We start from the raw sequence: 21,047 nt of genomic DNA, 5'->3' as shown, positions 1-21,047 counted from the left end.
TCCGGTCGGGGCGGGCCTGCGCCGGCCCGGTCAGACCGCCTCCGGGCCCCTGCCGAGCACGAGGCTCACGTTGTGGCCGCCGAAGGCGAAGGAGTTGGACACCGCGGCCTCGGGCGCCGCCGCGCGGGGCGCGCCGCGGACGTGGTCGAGCGCGCACTCCGGGTCCGGCCGGTCCAGGTTGGCCGTCGCCGGCAGGCTCCGGTGGTGCAGGGCCAGTACGGTCGCCGCCGCCTCCACCGCGCCCGCCGCGCCCAGGAGATGGCCGATGGCGCCCTTGACCGAGCTGACCGGCGGCCCGTCCTCGCCGAACACCGCGCGCACGGCCCGGGCCTCGGCCAGGTCCCCGACCTTGGTGCCGGTTCCGTGGGCGTTGACGTAGCCGATGTCCCGGGGGGACAGTCCCGCGTCCGCCAGCGCGCGCCGCATGGCGTCCGCGGCGCCTTCGCCGTCGGGCCGCGGCGAGGTCGGGTGGTGGGCGTCGCTGGTCGCACCCCAGCCCAGGACCCGCCCGTAGGCGTGCGCCGAGCGTGCGCGGGCGTGCGCGGCCCGCTCCAGGACGAGGACCCCGGCGCCCTCGGCCAGCACGAAACCGCTCCGGTCCAGGTCGAAGGGGCGGCTGGCCGCCGCCGGATCGCCGGTCCCGGCGCGGGCCAGCGCGCGGGCGTTGCCGAAGGAGGTGGCCACGGAGGGGGCGAGCGCGGTGTCGGTGCCCCCGCAGATCACCACGTCCGCGGTGCCCTCGCGGATCAGCCGCAGCCCCTCGGCCACCGACATCGCCCCCGCCGCGCAGGCCGTGGCGATGGAGCTGCTGAGTCCGCGGACCCCGTGCCGGATGGCGATGCGGGCCGCCGCCATGTTGGGCAGCATGCCGGGAAGGAGCAACGGGCTGACCGCGGCCCGGCCCCGGGAGGCGCGGGCCACGGCCTGCTCCTCGTACGTCGCGAGCCCGCCGGCGCCGGTGGAGACCACGACCGCCACCCGGTCCGCGGCCACGTCCTGGCCCACCGTCAGCTTGCTGTCGCCGAGGGCCTCGTCCGCGGCGGCCAGCGCCATGAGCACGAACCGGTCGACCGAGCGCGCCTCGGCGCGCGGCAGCAGGTCCAGGGCGGAGATCTCGGGGGCCACCCCGGCCACGTCGGCGCCGGTCGCGGCCCACGCCTCGCCCTCCAGCCGGCGCAGCCCGGAGCGCTGGGCGGCGAGCCCGTCCACGAAGGCCGGTACGCCGATCCCGAGCGGGGTGACCAGCCCGATCCCGGTGACCCAGACGTCGTACTGCTCCCGGAGCCCGCTCCTCACGACTCCTCCCCGGCGAACGGCGCGAGGCCCGGTGCGCAGTCCGTCGCGGGCCGTACGAGCAGGGCGCGGGCGTGCGCGGGCCCGCCGTCGGGGCCGACCTGCTCCACGAGCAGCAGCAGCGCCTCGTCGGCGTCGCCCCCCTCGACCAGGGAGCCGCTCACGTCCAGGGCCTCGCCCAGCGGATCGGCGGTCGCCGCGTCGGGGCTGAAGCAGATCACCGGACCGGCGAGCCCCCAGCGCTTGGCGATGTGGCCGACCACCGCGTTGGGCACGGACTGGAAGAACAGCAGGGGCGCCGCGGGCCGGCCGGCGTCCACGGCGACCGCGGTCGCCGTGTGCGTCTCCAGATCGCCGCCCCGCGAGGCCAGCACGATCGCCGTGCGCCCGGCCCGCCGTACGAGCTCCGCCGCGCCGGGACCGGCGGCCTGCGCGCCGGACTCCACCGCGCCGGGAGCCCCGTACACCTGCTCCAGGCAGCGGTCGGCGGCGGCCGAGGCCATCGGGCTGAAGGAGGAGACGGCGAAACCGGCCAGCGGCGCCGGCAGTGCGGGGTCGCCCGCGGCGGGCCAGACGCCCTCCGCGAGGACCTCCGCGGCAGCCGCCGGGCGGGTGGAGAGAGTCGGGGAAGGGGCCGGGGAAGGGGTCACGGCGCGCTCACCACCAATGCGGTGTTGGCCCCGCCGAAAGCGGCGTTCAGGCTGAGGACGTGCCGGGGGGAGACCCGGCGGGGCGAGCCGAGGACCAGGTCCAGACGGCAGTCGTCGTCGGGTCCCGAATGGCCCGCGTTCACGGGGAGTTCCCCGGTGCGCAGCACCAGCAGGGTGACGGCGAGTTCGAGCATTCCGGACGCCTCCAGGGAGTGCCCGTGGAGGGACTTCGTGGAGCTCACCGGGGTGCTGTCGACCGCGTCGCCCAGGGCGAGGCGCAGGGCGGCGCTCTCCGAGGAGTCGTTGGCGGGCGTGCCGGTGCCGTGGGCGTTGACGTAGCCGATGTCCGAGGGCGCCAGCCCGGCCCGGTCCAGCGCGGCGCCGATGGCGCGCGCCATGCCCAGGCCCTCGGGGTGCGGCCGGCACACGTGGTGGGCGTCGCCGGCCATGCCCCAGCCGGACAGGACGGCGAGCGGCCGGGCACCGCGCGCGGCGGCGGCCCCCGCGGACTCCAGGACCACCGCGCCGACGCCGTCGCCGAGCAGCAGGCCCTTGCGGCCCGCGCTGAAGGAGCGCAGGACGCCCTCCGGGGAGAGCGCCCGGCCGGCCGAGAACAGCGCGAAGTTGTCCTCGTCCACGAGGTAGCCCGCGGAGACGACCACCCGGTCCTCGCGGCCGGTGCGGATCCGGTTGGCCGCCTCGGAGACCGCCGTACTGGCGGCCACACAGGCGTTGGTGTAGGTCCGGGCCGCGCCGAGCAGCCCGCAGGCCCGGGCCAGCGCGGCCGCGGTGTCCGAGATCGCCGACTTGCCCTGGACCGCCAGCGGCCCGCGGGCCACGGCCGGATCGGTGTGCCGCCCCAGCAGGAGCGGAGCCTGCGCCCGCTCCGCCGCCGAGAGGCCGGCCTGCTCGCAGGCCTCCTCCACCACCCGGCGCAGCTCCTCGTCCAGGTCGGGCGAGCCCGGCAGTACGGCGGCGACGTCCGCGCGGTACCGGTCCGTGGCGAACCGCCCGACCGGTCCGAACGCCGCCCGCGAGGCGGCCAGTCCCCGCGCGAGGGCCTCTTCGCCGCGGCCGAAGGCGCTGGTGACGCCGAGCCCGGTGATGACGACGGTCCGGTCCGCCTTCTGGCCCGCGGTCCGGTCCCCCGGCTGATCCTCCGTCCGGTCCGCCCCGGTCACGAACCGCTCCCGCCTGCGGCGGAAGCCGCCAGGGCGCCCGCCAGCACGGCGACGGCGCCGTCGACCGTGTCCATGGCCTCCAGCTCCTCGTCGAGGTCGATCCGGATGCCGTACCGCTCCTCGACCACGTGCACCAGCCAGGCCAGCTGCAGGGAGTCGATCCGCTCGCCCACGTCGCCCGGGGCGCACTCGTCGTGCTGGGCCAGCAGGGCGATCACCTCCGGACGGCCGGGGGCGGGGGACCGGCCGCTCACGCCGAGCCAGCCTGGGCCGTGACCTGGGTGCTGCGCTGCTCGACCTGGGCGACGAACTCGCCGATGGTCAGGGTCTGGAGCGCCTCGACGTCCTCGTCGCTGAACTTGACCCCGTACTCCTCCTCGACCTGCATGACGAGTTCGGCGGTGGTGAGCGACTCCAGCTCCAGGCCGTCGTCGCCGATGGGGGTCTCGTCCGTGACCCCGGCCGTGTCGAGGTTCATGGTTTCGAGGGTGTTCACTACGAAGGCGCGCACAGGGGTGCTCATGAACTGGCTCCTTGTATCAGTGTTCGTACGTGTGTTCAGGACGTGGCTGGGCACCGGGAAACGAGTGGGGGTTCGGTGTCCCGTGTAGAGGTGTGGCTCGCGGTTCCGGTCGGGGACCAGCGCAAGCACGCGCACGCGCTGCTGCGGCGGGCCGCGGCGGCGGTACTGGGCGTCGGACCCGAGGGGCTGGCCGTCGCCCGGGAGCCGGGCGGACGGCCGTACGTGGTGTCACGGCCCGGCGCCCTGGGGCGCGGGCCGCAGCAGCCGGTGCGGCTGAACGTGAGCGTGAGCCACACCCGCGGTCTGACCGCCGTCGCGGTCTGCACCGGCGGCGACGTGGGCGTGGACGTGGAGCCGGCCCGCGAGCTCCCGGCGGTGGCCCTCGCCCGGCGCTGGTTCGCCGAGGAGGACGTCCGCTGGATCGAAGGCCACGCACCCGCCCTGCGGGCCCGCGCCCTGCTCTGGGTCTGGACGCACAAGGAGGCACTGGGCAAGGCGCTCGGCACCGGTCTGGCCGGCGGAGGCCGGCTGCGGCCGGTTCCGCTGCCCGCCTCCGGCCTGCCGCCGGAGCCCGCCGGACATGAGGCGACCCTGCGGGAGATCTTCCCGGGTGCGGGCCTGACCAGCGCCGTTCCCGGCGGCCCCGAGGGGTACGTGCTGTGCGTGGCGGGCGGCCCGGGAACCGAGGGCGCTCCCGTGTCCGTCACCCGCGTGGACGACTGAAGTACGGTGCGGCGCGGCGGGGTTCGCGCGCCGTTCCACGGGGTTCGCCGCGCGCCGTTCCACCGGGCTCACACCCGTTCCAGGGCGGCGGCCCGCAGCGCGGCCGGATCCCGGACCGGCTTCCCGGTGGTCGTCCGGGGCAGGGCGGACAGCACGTGGATGCGGCGCGGCAGCTTGAAGCCGGCCACCCGCTCGGCGAGCAGGCTCTCCACGGCCCGCGCCGTGACCTCCTCGTCGAGCACCGCGTAGGCCTCGATGGCCCCGTCGTGGACCACCACCGCCTCGCGCACGCCGGGCAGTTCGGACAGGGTCCACTCGACCTCGGTGAGGTCGACCTTGAGCCCGCCGACCGACACCTGGGAGTCCAGCCGGCCCACGATGGCGAGCAGCCCGGTCTCCGGGTCGAGCGTTCCGGCGTCGCGGGTGCGCAGCCAGCCGTCCGCCCAGCGGTCCGGGCCGGCCGGACCGAGGTACGGACTGGCGTCCCGGCGCACCAGCAGTTCGCCGTCCACGACCTTCGCCTCGATGCCCGGAGCCGTGCGCCCCGTGGCCGGCCGCGAGGCCCCGGACAGGTCGGCCGCGATGACGCCCGTCTCCGTCATCCCGTACACCTCGCCCAGCGGTACGGAGTACCGCGCGGCGAAGGCCTCGGCGACCCCGGGCCGCACCGACTCGCCGGCGGAGATGGCCCCGACGAGGTGCGGCAGCGGCGGGGGAGCGGAGACCGAGGCCAGCAGCTGCGCGTGGAACGGTACGCCCGTGATCACGGTCGGCGCGGTCCGCGCGGCCACGGCGGCCAGGATGCCGTCGGCGCTCATCCGCTCCGGCAGCACGATCTCGACGCCCGCGTGCAGGCTGTGCAGGATGCCCGCCATCAGGCCCATGGCGTGGATCAGCGAGTTGAGGACCACGATGCGGTCGCCCCGCCGGGGCATGCCGGGGATCAGGGTGTAGCGGTGGACCTCGGCGACGAGGTCCGCGGCCGTGCGCCCGATCACCTTGGACGGTCCGGTGGAACCCGAGCTGAGCTGGACGAGCGCGTGCCCGCTCGCGGCCGGACGCCCCTCCGGGTACGGCTCGGCCACGGCGTCGACCGTGTGGAAGCCGCGCAGCACGCCCAGGCGCACCGGTCCGGCGGGCCGCACGAGGAACTGAGGGGCCGTCCGGCGCAGCGCCCGGTCGCTCTCGTGCGGGGTCAGCCGGTGGTCGAGCAGGATCACCTGGGCCCCGGTGCGCCAGGCGGCCAGCAGGTGGGTGAGCAGCGCCAGGGACGGGGGCAGCTGGAGCGCGACGGATCCGCCGCGGCGCAGTCCGGCCTCCGCCAGCTCCGCGTGGCGGGCCACGACCTCGCGGCGCAGACCGGCGCGATCCAGCCGTTCGCCGATGTGCACCGCGGGCTCGGCGTCGTCGTGGCCGGCGTGCAGGAGCAGCTCGTCGACCCAGCTTCCGTCGTGCTGCCGCGGATCGGCCGTCCCGGGCCCGGGGCCCCCGAAATCGCTGATCACGAACAAACATCTCCCCGTTGCACTGCCCCGTTGTGCTGCTGATTCACCTGACTGGCTCAGCAGTTCCGCATAATAGAAACGACCCCTCGGGGACTGTCAAGCGTCATATGCAAAGCGCGACAGCATTCTTGCGGAATTGCGAATTCCTACTGCCGAGTTGCCTTGCGGGACCGCTTGCGGGGTGCGGAGAATGTTTGACTGAACAGGGACTCCCTGTAGGGTCTGCCCGTGTTGAACGGGGAGATCATTCATTCCCCGATTTCCCTTGTGGGGAATCGGGAGCTCAGAGTCGGGATCTATCCACCGGCTGTAGCGCCTGCACGCGGCGCCGGTTTATCCGGGGACCATCGAGGCGATCTTTCCCGGGCTGCGTCGTCCGTCCGGAATTCAGTCATCAGATCTTTCTATCGGATCCGGCTGTCGAATCCGTCCCTCCATGACCTCGTGAGGTGAGCATGCGCACTCTCCTGGTGGATAACTACGACTCCTTCACCTTCAATCTGTTCCACCTCCTGGCGGAGGCCAACGGGCAGGAGCCCGTCGTCATCCGCAACGACGAGCCGGGGTGGAGAATCAGCCACCTGGAAGGGTTCGACAACGTCGTCCTGTCTCCCGGACCCGGCACCCCCGAGCGTTCCGAGGACTTCGGCATCTGCACCGAGATCGTCCGCGCGGCCGACCGCCCGGTCCTCGGCGTGTGCCTCGGCCACCAGGGCATCGCCCACCTGGGCGGCGGCTCCGTCCGGCGGGCCCCCGAGCCCCGGCACGGCCGGGTCTCCCCCGTGGAGCACGCCGGGACGGACCTGTTCGCCGGGATCCCCTCGCCCTTCGACGTCGTGCGCTACCACTCCCTCACCGTGGAAGACCTCCCCGAGGACGTCTTCGAGGCCACCGCGTGGGCGCCCGGCGGCATCCTCATGGGCCTGCGCCACCGCGAACGCCCGCTGTGGGGCGTGCAGTTCCACCCGGAATCCATCAGCAGCGAGCACGGACTCCTGATGATGCGCAACTTCCGCGAGCTCACGGCCCGCTGGCAGCAGGAGCACCCCGCCGCGCGGCCCCTCGCACCGGCCGCGCCCGCCGCCGCGCCCGCCCGCCCCGCCCCGAGCCGGCACCTGCGCGTCCTCACCGAGCGGCTGCCCACCGCATGGGACCCCGAGATCGTCTTCGACGAGCTGCTGCGCGGCGGGAACCACGCCTTCTGGCTCGACAGCAGCCGCAGCGACGGCGCCACCGGCCGCTTCTCGATCATGGGTGACGCCTCGGGCGACCTGGCCCGCGTGGCCACGGCCGACGTCGCGGCCGGCACCGTCACCGTCGTCTCCGAGCGGGACGGCGTGCGCAGCGCGCAGGTCGCGCAGCGCCCCTTCTTCGACTGGATCGACGAGGACCTGAAGTCCCTGCGGACGGACCTGCCCGACCGCTCCGAGAACCCCTGCAACTTCGCCCTCGGCTGGGTCGGGTACCTCGGCTACGAACTCAAGGCGCAGTGCGGGGCCGGCCCGGTCGTCCACCGCTCCCGGCAGCCCGACGCCACCATGGTGTTCGCCGCCCGCGCCCTGGCCTTCGACCACCTGACCGGCACCACGCACCTGCTCGCCCTGGCCCCCGCCGACCCCGCTGCGGACGACGCCGAGGCCCTCGCCCACGACGCCTCCGCCCGAGCCTGGCTGCACACCACCGCCGAACGGCTGCGCGCCCTCGCCGGCCGGACGGCGGACGCCGAGGTGCCCGCGCAGCCCCTGGACGCCGGCGACCTGAGCCTGCGCCACGACCGGGACGCCTACCTGGACCGCATCCGGCGCAGCCAGGAGGACATCGCCGCCGGCGAGACCTACGAGGTCTGCCTCACCAACGAGCTGCACAGCGAAGCGAAGGTGGACCCCTGGGAGGGGTACCGGTTCCTGCGCCGCACCAGCCCGGCGCCGTTCGCCTCGCTGCTCCTCTTCGACGACCTCGCCGTCCTCAGCACCTCGCCGGAGCGGTTCCTGCGCGTCACCGCCGAGGGGCTGGCCGAGTCCAAGCCGATCAAGGGCACCCGGCCGCGCGGCGCCACCGCGCAGGAGGACGAGGCGCTGATCGCCGATCTGCGGACCAACGAGAAGGACCGCTCCGAGAACCTGATGATCGTCGACCTGGTCCGCAACGACCTCGGCCGGTGCGCGGAGGTCGGCTCGGTCCACGTGCCCAAGCTGTTCGACGTGGAGACCTTCGCCACGGTCCACCAGCTCGTCAGCACCGTACGGGCCACCCTGCGCCCCGGGGTGAGCGCCGTGGAGTGCGTGCGCACCGCGTTCCCGGGCGGATCGATGACGGGCGCCCCCAAGATCCGCACCATGCAGATCATCGACGAACTGGAGGAGGGCCCGCGCGGCGTGTACTCCGGAGCGATCGGCTACTTCTCCCTGTGCGGCGGCGCCGACCTCAGCATCGTCATCCGCACCGCCGTCGTGACCGAGGAGGGCATCCGCTACGGAGTCGGCGGCGCCATCGTCGCGCTCTCCGACCCCGCCGACGAGTACGAGGAGACCATCACCAAGACCACCCCGCTGCTGCGCCTCCTCGGCAGGGGCTTCCCCGGCCAGGACGGGGCGGCGACCTCCGCGCCCCCGGTGCCCCGTTGACCGGGCCGACCGCGCAGCCGGAACCGACCGCGCAGACCGCGCCGATCCCGCCGGCCCGCGCCGACCGACTCTTCGCGCTCACCCACTACGGCGCCCTGCGCGAGGTCCCCGCGACCGACGCCCCCGGCACGCTCCTCGCCGCGGACTCCTGGCTGGTCGCCGAGGGCCGGGTCCGCGCCCTGGACCGGCACCGCGGTCGCTTCACCGCCACCTGCACCGAGGCCTCGGGGCTGCCCGCCGCACTCCTGGACACCTTCTGGACCGCGATGGCGGCCCTGCTGCCCCGCGGCGCCGGCGACTGGTTCCCGCGCGTGGAGCTGGAGACCGGGTCCCCGGACGCCTCCCCGGACACCGTCCTGCCCGGCGGCCACCGGCTGCTGTACCGGCTGCGCCCCGCGCCCGCGCGCACCACGACGGCCAGGGTCTGGGGGCTGGCCGTCTGCGACCCGCGCCGGACGCCCCGTCACAAGGGGCCGGACCTGGCCGCGCTGGCCGCCGTCCGCTCCCGGGCCACGGCCGCGGACGCCGACGAGGCGCTCCTGGTCACCGCGGACGGAGTGGTGCTCGAAGCGGCCAACTCCTCGCTCCTGTGGTGGGAGGAGGAGGTCCTGTGCCATCCGCCCGCCGAGCTCCCCGTGCTCCCCGGGGTCACCGCCTCGCTGCTGCTCGACCGGGCCGCGCGCACGGGCGTGACCGTACGGCCCGTCCGGCGCAGGCTGTCCGCACTGGCCGGACGCGAGGTCTGGGTGGTCAACGCCCTCCACGGCCTGCGCCCGGTCACCGCCTGGACGGGCGGCTCCCTCCCGGCCGGCGCCCCGCTGCACGCCGCCGCGTGGCAGAGCTGGCTGGAGGGCCTGCGGACCCCGCTCCCGGCATGAGGGAACGGACCGGCCGCTGCGGGCCGCGCAATTGTCCTTCCCGTCCGGGCCGGACGGGACTCGGGCTCCGCCGCTATTCGGCGACCGCGATCGGCTGGAGCCGGCGGGGGATCGTCGAGCCGGCCGGATCGGTCCGGGCCAGATCGCCGGAGAGCACGGCCTGGTGCAGCTGCTGGAGCGGAGCGGACGGCTCCAGCCCCAGCTCGCGCACCAGGGAGGCCCGCAGCTTCTGGTAGGCCTCCAGCGCGCGCCAGCCCCCGCCCGAGCGGTGCAGGGCGCGCATCAGCTGCCCGCAGAAGCCCTCGTGGAGGGGGTGGCGGGCCGCCAGCACCCGCAGTTCGGGGATCACCTCGGCGCAGCGGCCGAGCCGGATGTCGGCCTCGATGCGCCGCTCCAGGGCGGCCGTGCGCTCCTCGTTGAGCTGGAGCACCTCCAGTTCGAGGATCGACCCCGCGCGTACGTCGACCAGCGCCGGCCCCTGCCACAGCCCGAGCGAGCGGCCTAGCAGGTCGGACGCGGCACGGTAGTCGCCGATGTCGTACGCCGCCCGGCCCTGCCCCGCGAGCCGCTCGAACTCGTGGGCGTCGACCTGGCCCGGAGGCACCTGGAGCAGGTAGCCGCCGAACCGGGTGACGAGGACCTCCTTGGCGTCGAGCGCCGGGTCCCGCTCCAGGGCGGCGCCGATCTTCCGGCGCAGCTGGAGGATGTACGTCTGGAGGGTCGTGGTGGCGCTGCGGGGGATCTCCTCGCCCCAGATCTCCTCCATCAGCGTCGGCACGGTGACGACCCGGCCGGCGTGAAGTGCGAGCAGGGCCAGCAGCTGCCGGGGCTTCGTAGCGGTCGGAACCACCGAGACGCCGCGCTCCTGGGCAGTGAGCGACCCGAGTACTTTGATCTCCATCTGTGCGCTCTCCCTCATCGGGCCACGGACGCCGGACAGTGTGCGACGACCCCTTTGGAGTCAGGCAAACAGCCTCGCAGCAGAGGCCCTCGGCGGCCCAGTGAGGTGCGCACGAGGTGAATCATGAAAATGTCATACGCGTCCGGTGAACGTGACACTGCCGGTTCCGTGAGGTCCCCCTCCAGACTCTCGTCCCAGGCAGACACCAGTGCAGCACCGTTCGTCTCAGGGGGAAGTCATGAACGTGGCCCAGGAACTTTTCCGTTTCGCGGAACTCGCCGCCCGTACCGCTCTGGAACCGAAGCTCGGACAGCGCTTCGACGCCGACCCGGCCGGGGTCCTGCTGGAGTTCGGACTCGAAGCCCGGGGAGTCGACTGGACGTCCGGTGCGACCCTCTCCATCGACGACCTGAGCGCCGTCACCGGTTCGGTGTCCAGCTGCCTGCGGTGCGGCACCTGCATCGGCGGCAACCTCACCGACCAGGCCGACCTCCAGGTCGCGGCATGACGCCGCCGCGGGAGCCCCAGGCGGGCCCCTTCGTGGCCTTCAAGCGCCACGTACGGGCCGAAGCGGTCCCGGGCGAGGCCGCGTTCGTCCTCTCCGACCAGGGCGTTACCGTCCTGCGCGGCGCCGGCATAGAGAGCCTGGTCCCGCTGCTCGACGGCAGCCACACCCTGGACGCGTTACTCAGGGCCGCCTCGGCGACCATGCCGGTCGCCGAGGTGGGCCGGGCGCTGCGGAGCCTCGCGCAGGCCAATCTGGTCGGGTACCGCCGCGGCGGCGCCGACCCGGCCGGCACCGAACCGGCCGGCGGGGACACCGCCCTGGCCCAGGCCTACTGGGACCGGGCGGGCCTCGACGGGTACGAGGCCACGGCCGAGGTCCGCACGGCGCCGGTCGCCGTGATCCCGGTCGGCGGGGTCGACGCCGCCGAGGTCCGCGCCGCCTGCGCCGCCTCCGGCCTCAACGCCGTGGACGAGCACGCCGACACCCCGCTGGCCCTGGTCGTCTGCGCGGACTACCTGGACCCCGGGCTGAGATCCGTCTCCCGGCGGCTGCGCCGCCAGGGCCGGACCTGGCTGCTGGCCAGACCGTTCGGCGCCGATCCCTGGACCGGCCCGTTCTTCTCGCCGGCCGCCGACGGAACCGACGGAACCGAAGGCCCCGACGGTCCCTGCTGGTCCTGCCTGGCCCACCGGCTTTCCGAGCACCGCGCCGGGGAACTCCCCGTACAGCGCGCCCTGGGCCTGGACGGGCCGGCGCCGCGACCCGCCCCGACCCTCTCCGCCGTACGGGCCCTGGGACTGCAGTGCGCCGTGCTGGAACTGTCCAAGTGGCTCGCGGGACTGCGCTACCCGGAGCAGCGGTCGGTGTGCGTCCTGGACAGCCTCAACCTGAGCACCGCCCACCACACCGTGCTGCGCCGCCCGCAGTGCCTCGACTGCGGGGACCCCTCGCTGGTGGCCCGGCGGACGGCGCGGCCCCTGGCCCTGGCCTCCCGGCCGAAGGCGGAGGGCACCGGCAGCAACGACCGGGCCGTCTGCGCCGAGGGCATCCTCATCGAGAACCGCCATCTGATCAGCCCGGTCACCGGCATCGTGACGAACGTCCGCCCGGTCCCGGGACTGCCCGACGGACTGCACGCCTACGACTCCGGTCACAACCTCGCCCTCCGCGGGCACTCCCTGGCCGGGGTCCACCAGGTGCTGCGGGCCCGCAGCGGAGGCAAGGGGGCGACCGCCACCGAGGCCCGGGCGAGCGCGCTGTGCGAGGCGGCGGAACGGTACAGCGCCGCCCGCCAGGGCGACGAGCTGGTCATCCGCGAGTCGATGGCCGCGCTGGGCGCCGCGGCCGTCCACCCCAACGCGTACCAGCTGTTCGACGAGCGGCAGTACGCCGACCGGGCGCGCTGGAACGCCCTGCAGCCGCCCTTCCACCGGGTGAGCCGGCCCTTCGACCCCGCCGCCGAGACCGAGTGGACCCCCGTGTGGTCGCTCACCGCCGGGGTCCACCGGATGCTGCCCACCTCCACCCTCTACTTCGACACGGGCACGGGCGCCTCCCGGGACGGCCTGTGGGCCGACTCCAACGGCAATGCCGCGGGCGGCAGTCTCGAGGACGCGGTGGTCCAGGGCGTGCTCGAACTCGTCGAGCGGGACGCCGTGGCGCTGTGGTGGTACAACCGGCTGAGCCTGCCCGGCCTCGACCTGGACTCCTTCGACGAGCCCTGGCTCGCGGCCACCAGATCGGCCCTCGGGCGGGCCGGCCACCAGGTATGGGCCCTCGACCTCACCTCCGACCTCGGCATCCCGGTCGTGGCGGCCGTCTCCCGGCGCACCGACGGCCCCGCGGAGGAGTTCGTCTACGGCTTCGGAGCCCACCTCGACCCGCGGCTCGCACTGCGCAGGGCGGTCACCGAAATGGTGCAGATGCTGCCGGCCCCCGGCGGTTCCGGTACGCCCCTGCCCGGCCAGCCGCAGCTCTTCGCGGACCCGGCGCAGACCGCCCGGACCCCCGCGTCCTGGCGGTACGCCGGACGCAACGCGGACCTCCTCGACGACGTCACGCACCTGCGGACCCTGCTGGAGTCGCACGGGATGGAACTGCTGGTCCTCGACCAGACCCGGCCCGACGTGGGAATACCCGTGGTCAAGACCCTGGTACCCGGGCTGCGCCCGTTTTACGCCAGGTTCGCGCCCGGACGGCTTTTCGACGTACCGGTGCGTCTCGGCCAGCGGAAAGCGCCCACCGCATTCCACGAACTCAACGAGCTTCCGCTGCCCTTGTAGATACGCTTCCGGATGCCCTTGTAGATCAGCTGGAGATCAGCTCTCTGCTACCTCTCCGATCTTCGGCGGGCTCCGCATATAGTGCGGACCCGGACCTCTCGTTTTCCTACCGAGGAGTGAGCATATGACGGGCCGTTTCCGGACTGCGGACAACGACCTAGCTCAGGGGACCGACCAAGCGGAAACCAAGAATCCGGACAAGCGGCGGGTCACCGACGTACTGGCCCCGCGCCTCGCCCAGGGCATCGTGGTCACCGTCCTGTCGGGGTACGGAATCGTCACCCTGCTCAATGTCGAATACGCGCTGCGCGACCGGCGGCGCGAACTCCTCGTCTGCGCGGCGGCGGTCCTGGTCCTGTACGGCCTCCAGCTCGTGCTCACCTCGCCCAAGGCCCGGCACTGGTCCACCGGCCGCAAGTGCGCCGCCCTGGGCGTGCAGTTGTTCCTGACCTTCCTGCCCCTGGTCTGGCTGAACGTGGCGTGGGGCAGCGTGGCGGGCCCGCTGAGCGCCTCGGTCCTGCTGCTCGCGCCGCCCAGGATCGCCTGGCCCTCCTTCGCGGCCATCTCGGGCGTGGTGCTGTGGTGGGCGGTGGGACAGGGCGGCACCGTGCTGGACCTCGCGTACTCCACCATCTCCACCGCGCTCACCGGACTGGTGGTGTACGGCCTGACCCGGCTGACCGACCTGGTCCACGAAGTGCACGAGACCCGTGCGGAGATGGCGCGGATGGCCGTCATCCAGGAACGGCTGAGGTTCGCCCGGGACCTGCACGACCTCCTCGGCTACAGCCTCTCGGCCATCTCGCTGAAGTGCGAGCTGATCCAGCGGCTCGTCGTCAACAACCCCGAGCGGGCCCGCGAAGAGGTCGTCTCCGTGCTCGGGGTGTCCCGCCAGGCACTCGTCGACGTCCGGGCGGTCGCCCGCGGCTACCGCGACATGTCGCTGGCGGCGGAGGCCCTGTCGGTGGCCGACGTGATGGCCTCGGCCGGCGTGGAGGCGGAGGTCGACATCGACTGCGGGCGGCTCCACCCGCTGGTGGACACCGTGCTGGCGACCGCCCTGCGCGAGGGCGTGACCAACATCCTCCGGCACAGCAAGGTGCAGTCCTGCACCATCAGGGCCGCGGTCGACGAGGAGATGGTGGAACTGGTGATGGAGAACGACGGGGTGGTGGCCGTCGGGCTCGCCGACCCGGTGGACCGGGGCAGCGGGCTGGGCAACCTGGCCACGAGGCTCGCCGCGATCGGCGGGACCCTGACCGCGGGCATCGAACCGCGGGGCCGGTTCCGGGTGACGGCGAGGGCACCGATGAGACCGGTCGCCCCCGACCCTCCGGACGGCGTCGGACCACAGGGGCGCGGGTACGACGGGAGCGCAGGAACGGCGTCCGTCGCGGCGCTGGAACGTCGAGCCGGCTGAACCGGCGCGAGCCGACCGGCACGAGGGGTATACGGGGGAACAACCATGCTGTCGCTGCTTCTTGCCGAGGACGTCCACATGGTCCGCGGCGCACTCATCGCATTACTCGAACTGGAGCCTGACTTCCAGGTCGTGGCTTCCGTGGACCGCGGTGACCTCATCGTGGCCTCCGCGCTCGAATCGCGCCCCGACGTGGCGATCATCGACATCGACCTGCCGGGGATGGACGGGCTGACCGCGGCCGCCGAACTGCGCGAACGCCTGCCCGCCTGCCGCACGCTGATCCTCACCAGCCTCGGCAGACCCGGCACCCTGCGCCGGGCGATGGCCGCCCGCGTCTCGGGTTTCCTGCTCAAGGACTCCCCGCCGGCCCGGCTCGCCCAGGCCGTACGGGCCGTGGCCAACGGGCAGCGGGTGATCGACCCCGATCTCGCCCTCAGCGCCTGGGAGGCCCTGGACAATCCGATATCCCCGCGCGAGACGCAGGTGCTCCGGCTGGCCGCCCGGGGCGCCGACGCCGGCGAGATCGCCGAGCAGCTCTTCCTGAGCGAGGGCACGGTACGGAACTACCTGACGGCCATCGTGGACAAGCTCAACGCCCGCAACCGGATCGACGCCATCCGCATCGCCGAGGAGGCGGGCTGGATCCCGTAACGCCGGGCGCGGGCGGCAGGCTCAGGCCGCCCGCAGGACCCGGGTCGACTCCTCGGTGACCTCGGCCGCGGCGGACAGCCCCGCCAGCCGGCCCCGGTAGCCCTCGCCGGCGCGCACGCGCGCCCAGGCACCGGTGTCCAGCCACCACAGCACGCCCAGGTAGGACCGGGGATCGGCGGCCGAGCGGAGCAGATCGCTGCCGCCGAAACCGCTGTCCGACACGCACTGCGCGACGAGGGCGCCGAAGTCGAGCTCGAACTGCTTCGGCGGGCCGTCGAGCACGGCCCGGACCAGCACGACGTGGGCGGCCTCCGAGAGCTCGCCCCCGACCGTCATCCGCCCGACGGTGACCATCAGTTCGCTGGAGGACTCCGTTCCCGGACCCAGCCCCGGGTGCCGCACCGGCGACGGCCCGTCCTCGTGCCCGGACTCGTGCGAGGCCTGGAGCAGCCGGTCCAGGGTGCTCCACTGGTCGAGGTGGACGTAGCTGCCGGGGCGGTCCGGGCAGGCGGCCGTCACGAGCGCCTCGAAGCCCTTGGCGGACTCCCGGTGGCGCGCGTAGCCGACGAGTGCCCGCTCGAACGAGGAGGGATCCCCGGTCGTGGTCATCCGCTCGACGACCGTCACCTGCCGGCCGCGCTCCCGCTGGGACATCGGCGGCTCCCCTCCTGCTCCCTGCACGGCATAACCGGTGCATTGTCGGCACACGCCGCTAGAGCGCCGATGGAACCGGCTTCCGTACGGGCCTCCGCGCCCCTCCCGCGGACCCCGCGGCAGGGTTTTCACCACCCGTGCCGAACTTCTGCCGTTCCCTTGCCGGTCGGCTGGCCGTCGCCCGCGCACGCTGGTGGACAGGACGCCGGGAACACGGCGACCGACGGCCTCCGGGACGGGGCAGGGGAGGACGACGCGTGAAGAAGGTGCACTTCGCGGGGACCCACAGGGTCCGCCACCCCGAGGAGACCTGGGCCCGCCTCGGCGAGCTCCGGGACTCCTTCGGGATCACCCGGATCGCCGATGTCACCGGCCTCGACACCCTCGGCATCCCGGTCTTCGCCGCGGTCCGGCCCGCCGCCCGGACCCGGCCGCTCGCCTACGGCCGCGGAGCCACCCCGCTGCTCGCCAGGATCTCCGCCGTCATGGAGTCCGTGGAGCTCTGGCACGCCGAGTACGCCTGCCCGCCCGCCGAAGTGCTGCGCACGCCCGCGCGTGAACTCGCCCTGCCCTACGACGTACGGGCCCTGCCGCTGCAGCCCGGCAGCCTGCTCAGCGAACACACCCCGCTGGACTGGGTCGTCGCCGCCGACCTGGTCACCGGCGCCCCCGTCCCCGCCCCGCGGGCCTGCGTCGCCGCGGGCGAGGAAGCCGGCCCCGAGTGGCGGCCCCCGCTGCTGCGCGCCACCGCCGACGGACTGGCCGGCGGCAACAGCTTCGAGGAGACCGTGGTCCACGCGCTCTACAACGTGATCGAGCAGGACTGCGCCCTCGCCCCGGCCGCCACCCCCGCCCCGGTTCTCTACGCCCCGGCCGGGCCCGGCGCCACCGGTCCCGTCGACCCCGCCGGCGTCGACGACCCGCTCTGCGCCGAGCTGCTCGCCCGCCTCGCCGCCGCCGGAGTCCGGGTCACCCTCACCCGCCGGGCCAACCGCTGGGCGCTGCCCTGCTTCTCCGTGGGCCTGTGGTCGAAGTCCTTCCCCGTACCCGTCACCGCCGTCGGCGTGCACGGCGACCCCGGCATCGCGCTGGGCCGCGCACTGACCGGCGCCGCCCGCGACCGGCTGCGCGCCCTGGCGGGAGACGGCCCGGCCACCGCGTCCCGGGCCCGCGCCACACCGCCGCGCGCCGCCCGCACCGCCGGGGCGCCCGCCGGGCGGCTCCTCGACTGGCGGGAAGCCTCCGTCCACGCCGCCGGGTTCGCCGAATTCGCCGAGGACACCGACGAGATGCGCTGGCTCGCAGGCCTGGTCACCGCGGTGACCGGGCACCGGCCGGTGGCCGTCGACCTCAGCACCGAAACCGACCTCCGCGTGGTCAAGGTCGTCGCCGCGGGCCTCACCGGGCCCGCCGCCGGCGCCGGCGCCGCACACCCGACCGGGGAGCGCCGATGACCACCCACGTGTTCCTCGGAGCCGCCGTCGACGCCGAGGAGGCCCGCGCCGCGCACCCCGGGGCGGTCCTCCACCCGCCGGCCCGCCACGGCGATCTGCTGGCCCTCGCCACCGGGCCCGGGGACACCGTCGTCCTCCTCGACGGCGTCCAGAGCCACGGCACCCCCGTGCCCCACGAGGAGATCCTCGACCTCCTCGCCGACGGCACCCGGGTCGTCGGCGCCGCCGGGTTCGGCGCCCTGCGCGCCGCGGAGCTGTGGCCGTACGGCATGCGGGGCATCGGCCTCGTCTTCGGCATGTACGTCCAGGGCACCCTGGACGGCGACGCCGAGGTCGCCGCGCACCGGCCCACCCCCACCCACGGGCACCCCACCGTCGCCCTGGTCACCCTGCGCTGGACGGTTGCCAACGCCGTCACCGACCGGATCCTCACCGCCGCAACCGGCGACACCCTCCTCGACCTCGCCGGCTCGATGCACTCCGCCGAGCGCTGCTGGCCCGCGCTGCTCCGGCGGGCCGCGGAGCACGCCGCGCAGACCGGCGAGGCCGCGGCCGCCCTGCACGCGTACGCCCGGCGGAGCCGCTCCACCACCGACCTGCAGCGCGTGGACGCCCTGCTGGCCCTGTCCTGGCTGGCCCAGGAAGCACCCGCGTCCGAAGCGCCGTACACGCCCGAACCCCTGCTCGTACCAGCCTGGTTCCTCACGCCCACGAGCCGACGCGCGCAGTGGCGCGGCACGTTCCGGCCCACCCCGGGAGCCTCGCGCCACCCGGCCGTCCGGGAGCTCGACGTACTCCGCTTCCAGCAGCTCTACGCCCCCGACTTCCCCGCCCGCTACCGGGGATTCACCCTGCACCGGATCGCCGGGCACCCCCTGCCCGCCGGGGAATCCGAGCTGGAGACCTGCGCGCTGGAATCCGCCGCACGGGCCGGCATCACCGCGGACCTGCTCCCCGCCCAGGCGTGGGAGCACTGGCTGACCCCCGGCGAGCGGCGCTCCGGAACCCCCTGGCACCGGCTGCTCACCCTGCTCGTCCGCTCGTTCCGCAGCGCACCGGGCGACGCCCCCTTCCACGGGGTGCCCGCGGAGCTGCGCCGTACGGACGCGGTGTGGGCGGCGAGCACGAACGCGGTGGCCGCCATCGACCGGCTGGGCGGGTCCGCCGCGACGGCCGGCCCGGGCGGCACCCCCCGCCGGATCCCGGTGAGCGAGGTGCGCGGGCACCTGCGGGAGACCTGGGGTTCCGGCAGCCCCGCCGCCCTGGAAGCGGCGGCCCGCGACCGGGGGTTCGCCTCCCTGGCCGAGGCGGAGGAGGCGGCCCGCCGCTTCATGCCCCTGCGCGAGGCCCGGGCGGTCCCCGCCCCGGACGTCCGCCCCTGACCGCGCGGCGGCGCCGCGCCCGGCGGACGTCAGCCCAGGTGGAGGCCCGCTAGCGCCCCGCTCTCGGCCCGCTCTCGCGCCCCGTCCACGGCCTTCCCGCAGCGGTACTGTCCCGAAGTGGGGTCCACTCGCGGGCAGCGGACCGGACCGGGAGGCACCGATGAGGACCGTACTGATCGTCGAGGACGACGACGGAATCGCCGAGGCTCTGGAACAGGCCCTGACCGTGCACGGCTACGCCACGTGCATCGCCGGCACCGGGGCCGCCGCCCTGGAGCAGCTGGACGACGCCGCCCTGGTCCTGCTCGACCTCGGCCTGCCCGACCTCGCCGGCCACGAGGTCTGCCGCCGGATCCGGGAGCGCTCCTGCGTCCCCGTCATCGCGCTGAGCGGCCGGGCCGACGAGCTCGACCGCGTGATGGCCCTGCACATGGGCGCCGACGACTTCGTGGCCAAGCCCTTCGGCCGCTACGAACTGATGGCGCGCATCCAGGCGGTCTTCCGGCGCACCGGCGACTGCCCCCGGCACCACGCCGCCGCCGACGCGAACGAACCGGAGACCGGACCCGATCCCGATCCCGTGGGCGAACACGAGCCCGAACACCCGGCCGGCGCCATCCTGCGGGCGGGCCCGCTCAGCCTGGACCGGCGCACCCGCAAGGTGTACCTGGACGGAGCCGAAGTGCGCATCACCCGCAAGGAGTTCGAGCTGCTGGCCATGCTGCTCGAGGAACCCGGCACGGTCATGGAACGCCAGGACATCATGGCGCGGGTCTGGGACGAGAACTGGTTCGGTTCCACCCGCACGCTGGACGTCCACGTGGGCTCCCTGCGCGGCAAGCTCGGCAGCAACGACTGGATCGAGGCGGCCCGGGGCGTCGGCTACCGCCTGACCGTTCCGCAGCCGGGGGCGTCATGAACGCGATGAACGCGCCCCCCGCGTGGGAGCAGGAGCAGCCCACCGTCGCGGTGGCCGCCGCCCACCAGATGCGCGGCCCGCTGTCCTCCGTACGCCTGCGCCTCGAACTGCTCCAGGACCGCTTCCGGGGCGCGGCCGATCCCGCCCCGGGCCGGGAGGTGGCCGCCATCCTGGGCGAAGTGGCGCGGCTCTCCGAGGTCCTGGAACAGGTACTGGCCTGGGGCGCGGTCGAGCACGCCGTGACCCGGGCCGAGACCGCGGACGCCCTGGCCGTCGCCGGGCTGCGCGTGGAGGCCTGGTCCGCCGCGGCGCGGGCCGCCGGCACGCACCTGGAGATCATCGGGGAGCGGGCGGGCCTCGTCCAGCAGCCCGGCACGCTGGAGCAGACCCTCGACGTCCTGCTGGACAACGCCCTCAAGGTCTCCCCGGCGGGCGGGACCGTACGGGTGTCGGTGGGCCGGGACGCCCCCGGCGAAGTGGCCGTGGACGTCTGCGACGAGGGCCCGGGGATGACCCTGGAGGAGATCGCCCACGCCTGCGAACCCTTCTGGCGCGGCCGTGCGGGCCGCGGCGGCCGGGGCAGCGGCCTCGGACTGACCATCGCCGCCGCCCTGCTCGCCGCCTCGGGGGGCCGCCTCGAACTCGGCGCGCGCGGAGCCCTTCCCGGTCTGCGCGCGAGGGCGGTCCTCCCTGCGGACACCCTCGCGCGGACCGCCCCGGCTCAGCCCTCCGTCCCCACCGCGGGCGGCTCTCCGTTGCTCCACACGACCTCGTAGGTGAACCGCTCGATGCGCCAGCCCTCCGCGGTGCGCACCAGCAGGGCCTCGTAGTGGCCGCCGACGTCGAAGTGCGTTCCCGGGTCCTCGCGCCGCTTCAGGTGCACGGCCAGCGTCTGGGCCCGGACCCGGGCCCGGTCGCCGTCGCCGCCGACGGCGAGGTCGATGTCGTGGTTCGCACTGACGTGATGGCTCCCCGCGAAGCTGGCGCGGCCCATCTCCTGGAAGGCGACGAGCCCTTCGACGCCCTTGTACTCGCCGAAGGGGAAGCTGAGGACCACGTCCTCGGTGAACACCGAGCCGAGCCACGCGTCGTCGTCCCGGTCCCGGTCCATGTGGCTCACGTAGCGGTCGCACAGCCGGGAGATCTCGCTGCGGTCGGTGAGCTCCCGCAGCTGTCCGGCGAGGCTCGCCACGAGGTCTTCGCTGGTCGGAGACATGATCTGATCCTTTCTCGGGGCCGTCAGGCGTTCGGTTCGTACGTGCGGGCCTGCCAGGTGCGGGGTCCGTCGAAGCCCCCGCCCCGCTCGGGGCGGCGCCAGCGGGCGGCCGTGCGCCGCAGCGGGCCGTGGTCGCCCGGAGCCGGTTCCGCGGCCCTGGCCAGCAGGACGGCGGTGAGCGCGGCGACCTCCTCCGGGCTCGCACTGCCCTTCTCCACCCGCACCAGGAACGGGTGGGTCTGCTCGCGCGCGGGGTCTCGTACCTGTACCTCGGTCATCT

At 74.5% G+C, this 21,047-nt stretch carries 21 protein-coding genes; 11 read left to right on the top strand and 10 right to left on the bottom strand.

Features of this window, described 5'->3' with window-relative positions; all coding sequences use genetic code 11:
* Positions 1-30: 30 nt before the first annotated feature.
* Genes ACFWNV_RS13510 through ACFWNV_RS13490 form a run of 5 tightly spaced genes read right to left on the bottom strand, consistent with a single transcriptional unit; the run spans position 31 to position 3,647 of the window.
* A complete protein-coding gene (locus ACFWNV_RS13510; protein ID WP_383945193.1) occupies positions 31-1,296 on the bottom strand; it encodes a beta-ketoacyl-[acyl-carrier-protein] synthase family protein in 1,266 nt (421 codons plus the stop codon).
* Entirely contained in the window at positions 1,293-1,943 is a 651-nt protein-coding gene (locus tag ACFWNV_RS13505) for a beta-ketoacyl synthase chain length factor (protein ID WP_383945190.1), read from the bottom strand. Before ACFWNV_RS13505 ends, ACFWNV_RS13510 begins: the two co-directional genes overlap by 4 nt.
* Positions 1,940-3,124 (bottom strand): beta-ketoacyl-[acyl-carrier-protein] synthase family protein, encoded by a 1,185-nt coding sequence (locus tag ACFWNV_RS13500; RefSeq protein ID WP_383945187.1) that lies wholly within the window; start codon positions 3,122-3,124, stop codon positions 1,940-1,942. Before ACFWNV_RS13500 ends, ACFWNV_RS13505 begins: the two co-directional genes overlap by 4 nt.
* Positions 3,121-3,378 carry an acyl carrier protein gene (locus tag ACFWNV_RS13495; protein WP_383945184.1) on the bottom strand — a complete coding sequence of 86 codons (258 nt, stop codon included), beginning with the start codon at positions 3,376-3,378 and terminating at the stop codon, positions 3,121-3,123. Before ACFWNV_RS13495 ends, ACFWNV_RS13500 begins: the two co-directional genes overlap by 4 nt.
* Positions 3,375-3,647, bottom strand: coding sequence for an acyl carrier protein (locus tag ACFWNV_RS13490; RefSeq protein ID WP_383945181.1), 273 nt, complete (start codon positions 3,645-3,647; stop codon positions 3,375-3,377). The genes ACFWNV_RS13495 and ACFWNV_RS13490 overlap by 4 nt, the downstream gene beginning before the upstream one ends.
* A gap of 75 nt (positions 3,648-3,722) precedes the next feature.
* On the opposite strand from ACFWNV_RS13490, the gene ACFWNV_RS13485 reads away from it, so the two are divergent.
* On the top strand, positions 3,723-4,370 hold the full coding sequence (locus ACFWNV_RS13485) for a 4'-phosphopantetheinyl transferase family protein (RefSeq protein WP_383945178.1): 648 nt from the start codon (positions 3,723-3,725) through the stop codon (positions 4,368-4,370).
* A 68-nt stretch (positions 4,371-4,438) separates the two neighbouring features.
* Here ACFWNV_RS13485 and ACFWNV_RS13480 read toward each other — a convergent pair whose 3' ends face one another.
* Positions 4,439-5,875, bottom strand: a complete 1,437-nt coding sequence (locus tag ACFWNV_RS13480) for a class I adenylate-forming enzyme family protein (protein ID WP_383945176.1) — start codon at positions 5,873-5,875, stop codon at positions 4,439-4,441.
* 455 nt (positions 5,876-6,330) lie between these two features.
* Here ACFWNV_RS13480 and pabB point away from each other — a divergent pair, with 455 nt between their 5' ends.
* Both pabB and ACFWNV_RS13470 read left to right on the top strand, forming a co-directional pair.
* Positions 6,331-8,499, top strand: coding sequence for an aminodeoxychorismate synthase component I (gene pabB / locus ACFWNV_RS13475; RefSeq protein WP_383945173.1), 2,169 nt, complete (start codon positions 6,331-6,333; stop codon positions 8,497-8,499).
* Complete coding sequence (locus ACFWNV_RS13470) at positions 8,496-9,377, top strand: aminotransferase class IV (protein WP_383945170.1); 882 nt, start codon at positions 8,496-8,498, stop codon at positions 9,375-9,377. Before pabB ends, ACFWNV_RS13470 begins: the two co-directional genes overlap by 4 nt.
* 73 nt (positions 9,378-9,450) lie before the next feature.
* Here the strand turns inward: ACFWNV_RS13470 and ACFWNV_RS13465 are convergent, their stop codons facing one another.
* Positions 9,451-10,278, bottom strand: coding sequence for a BTAD domain-containing putative transcriptional regulator (locus ACFWNV_RS13465; protein WP_383945168.1), 828 nt, complete (start codon positions 10,276-10,278; stop codon positions 9,451-9,453).
* A 238-nt stretch (positions 10,279-10,516) separates the two neighbouring features.
* Between ACFWNV_RS13465 and ACFWNV_RS13460 the strand changes: the two genes are divergently transcribed.
* The 4 genes from ACFWNV_RS13460 (at position 10,517) to ACFWNV_RS13445 (ending at position 15,142) form a co-directional block, all read left to right on the top strand.
* Positions 10,517-10,786, top strand: coding sequence for a hypothetical protein (locus ACFWNV_RS13460; protein ID WP_383945166.1), 270 nt, complete (start codon positions 10,517-10,519; stop codon positions 10,784-10,786).
* On the top strand, positions 10,783-13,068 hold the full coding sequence (locus ACFWNV_RS13455; protein ID WP_383945163.1) for a TOMM precursor leader peptide-binding protein: 2,286 nt from the start codon (positions 10,783-10,785) through the stop codon (positions 13,066-13,068). The genes ACFWNV_RS13460 and ACFWNV_RS13455 overlap by 4 nt, the downstream gene beginning before the upstream one ends.
* A gap of 124 nt (positions 13,069-13,192) precedes the next feature.
* Complete coding sequence (locus tag ACFWNV_RS13450; protein WP_383945161.1) at positions 13,193-14,488, top strand: sensor histidine kinase; 1,296 nt, start codon at positions 13,193-13,195, stop codon at positions 14,486-14,488.
* A 45-nt stretch (positions 14,489-14,533) separates the two neighbouring features.
* Complete coding sequence (locus tag ACFWNV_RS13445; protein ID WP_250745316.1) at positions 14,534-15,142, top strand: DNA-binding response regulator; 609 nt, start codon at positions 14,534-14,536, stop codon at positions 15,140-15,142.
* Positions 15,143-15,163: 21 nt separating this feature from the next.
* Here ACFWNV_RS13445 and ACFWNV_RS13440 read toward each other — a convergent pair whose 3' ends face one another.
* Complete coding sequence (locus ACFWNV_RS13440; protein WP_383945158.1) at positions 15,164-15,796, bottom strand: hypothetical protein; 633 nt, start codon at positions 15,794-15,796, stop codon at positions 15,164-15,166.
* Between the two features lie 257 nt (positions 15,797-16,053).
* On the opposite strand from ACFWNV_RS13440, the gene ACFWNV_RS13435 reads away from it, so the two are divergent.
* The 4 genes from ACFWNV_RS13435 (at position 16,054) to ACFWNV_RS13420 (ending at position 20,327) form a co-directional block, all read left to right on the top strand.
* Positions 16,054-17,250, top strand: coding sequence for a YcaO-like family protein (locus ACFWNV_RS13435; protein ID WP_383945155.1), 1,197 nt, complete (start codon positions 16,054-16,056; stop codon positions 17,248-17,250).
* A complete protein-coding gene (locus ACFWNV_RS13430) occupies positions 17,247-18,632 on the top strand; it encodes a TfuA-like protein (RefSeq protein ID WP_383945152.1) in 1,386 nt (461 codons plus the stop codon). The genes ACFWNV_RS13435 and ACFWNV_RS13430 overlap by 4 nt, the downstream gene beginning before the upstream one ends.
* 160 nt (positions 18,633-18,792) lie before the next feature.
* Positions 18,793-19,551 (top strand): response regulator transcription factor, encoded by a 759-nt coding sequence (locus ACFWNV_RS13425; protein WP_383945150.1) that lies wholly within the window; start codon positions 18,793-18,795, stop codon positions 19,549-19,551.
* A gap of 5 nt (positions 19,552-19,556) precedes the next feature.
* A complete protein-coding gene (locus tag ACFWNV_RS13420; protein ID WP_383945148.1) occupies positions 19,557-20,327 on the top strand; it encodes a sensor histidine kinase in 771 nt (256 codons plus the stop codon).
* Here ACFWNV_RS13420 and ACFWNV_RS13415 read toward each other — a convergent pair.
* Both ACFWNV_RS13415 and ACFWNV_RS13410 read right to left on the bottom strand, forming a co-directional pair.
* Entirely contained in the window at positions 20,273-20,767 is a 495-nt protein-coding gene (locus tag ACFWNV_RS13415) for a nuclear transport factor 2 family protein (RefSeq protein ID WP_383945146.1), read from the bottom strand. The genes ACFWNV_RS13420 and ACFWNV_RS13415 overlap by 55 nt on opposite strands.
* A gap of 23 nt (positions 20,768-20,790) precedes the next feature.
* A complete protein-coding gene (locus ACFWNV_RS13410) occupies positions 20,791-21,045 on the bottom strand; it encodes an acyl-CoA carboxylase subunit epsilon (RefSeq protein WP_383945143.1) in 255 nt (84 codons plus the stop codon).
* Positions 21,046-21,047: the final 2 nt, after the last annotated feature.

The organism is Streptomyces sp. NPDC058401 (genome assembly GCF_042722885.1).
Classification (GTDB): Bacteria; Actinomycetota; Actinomycetes; order Streptomycetales; family Streptomycetaceae; genus Streptomyces.
Note: the sequence above shows the minus strand (reverse complement) of the source record. Positions and strands in the feature narration are given on the sequence as shown.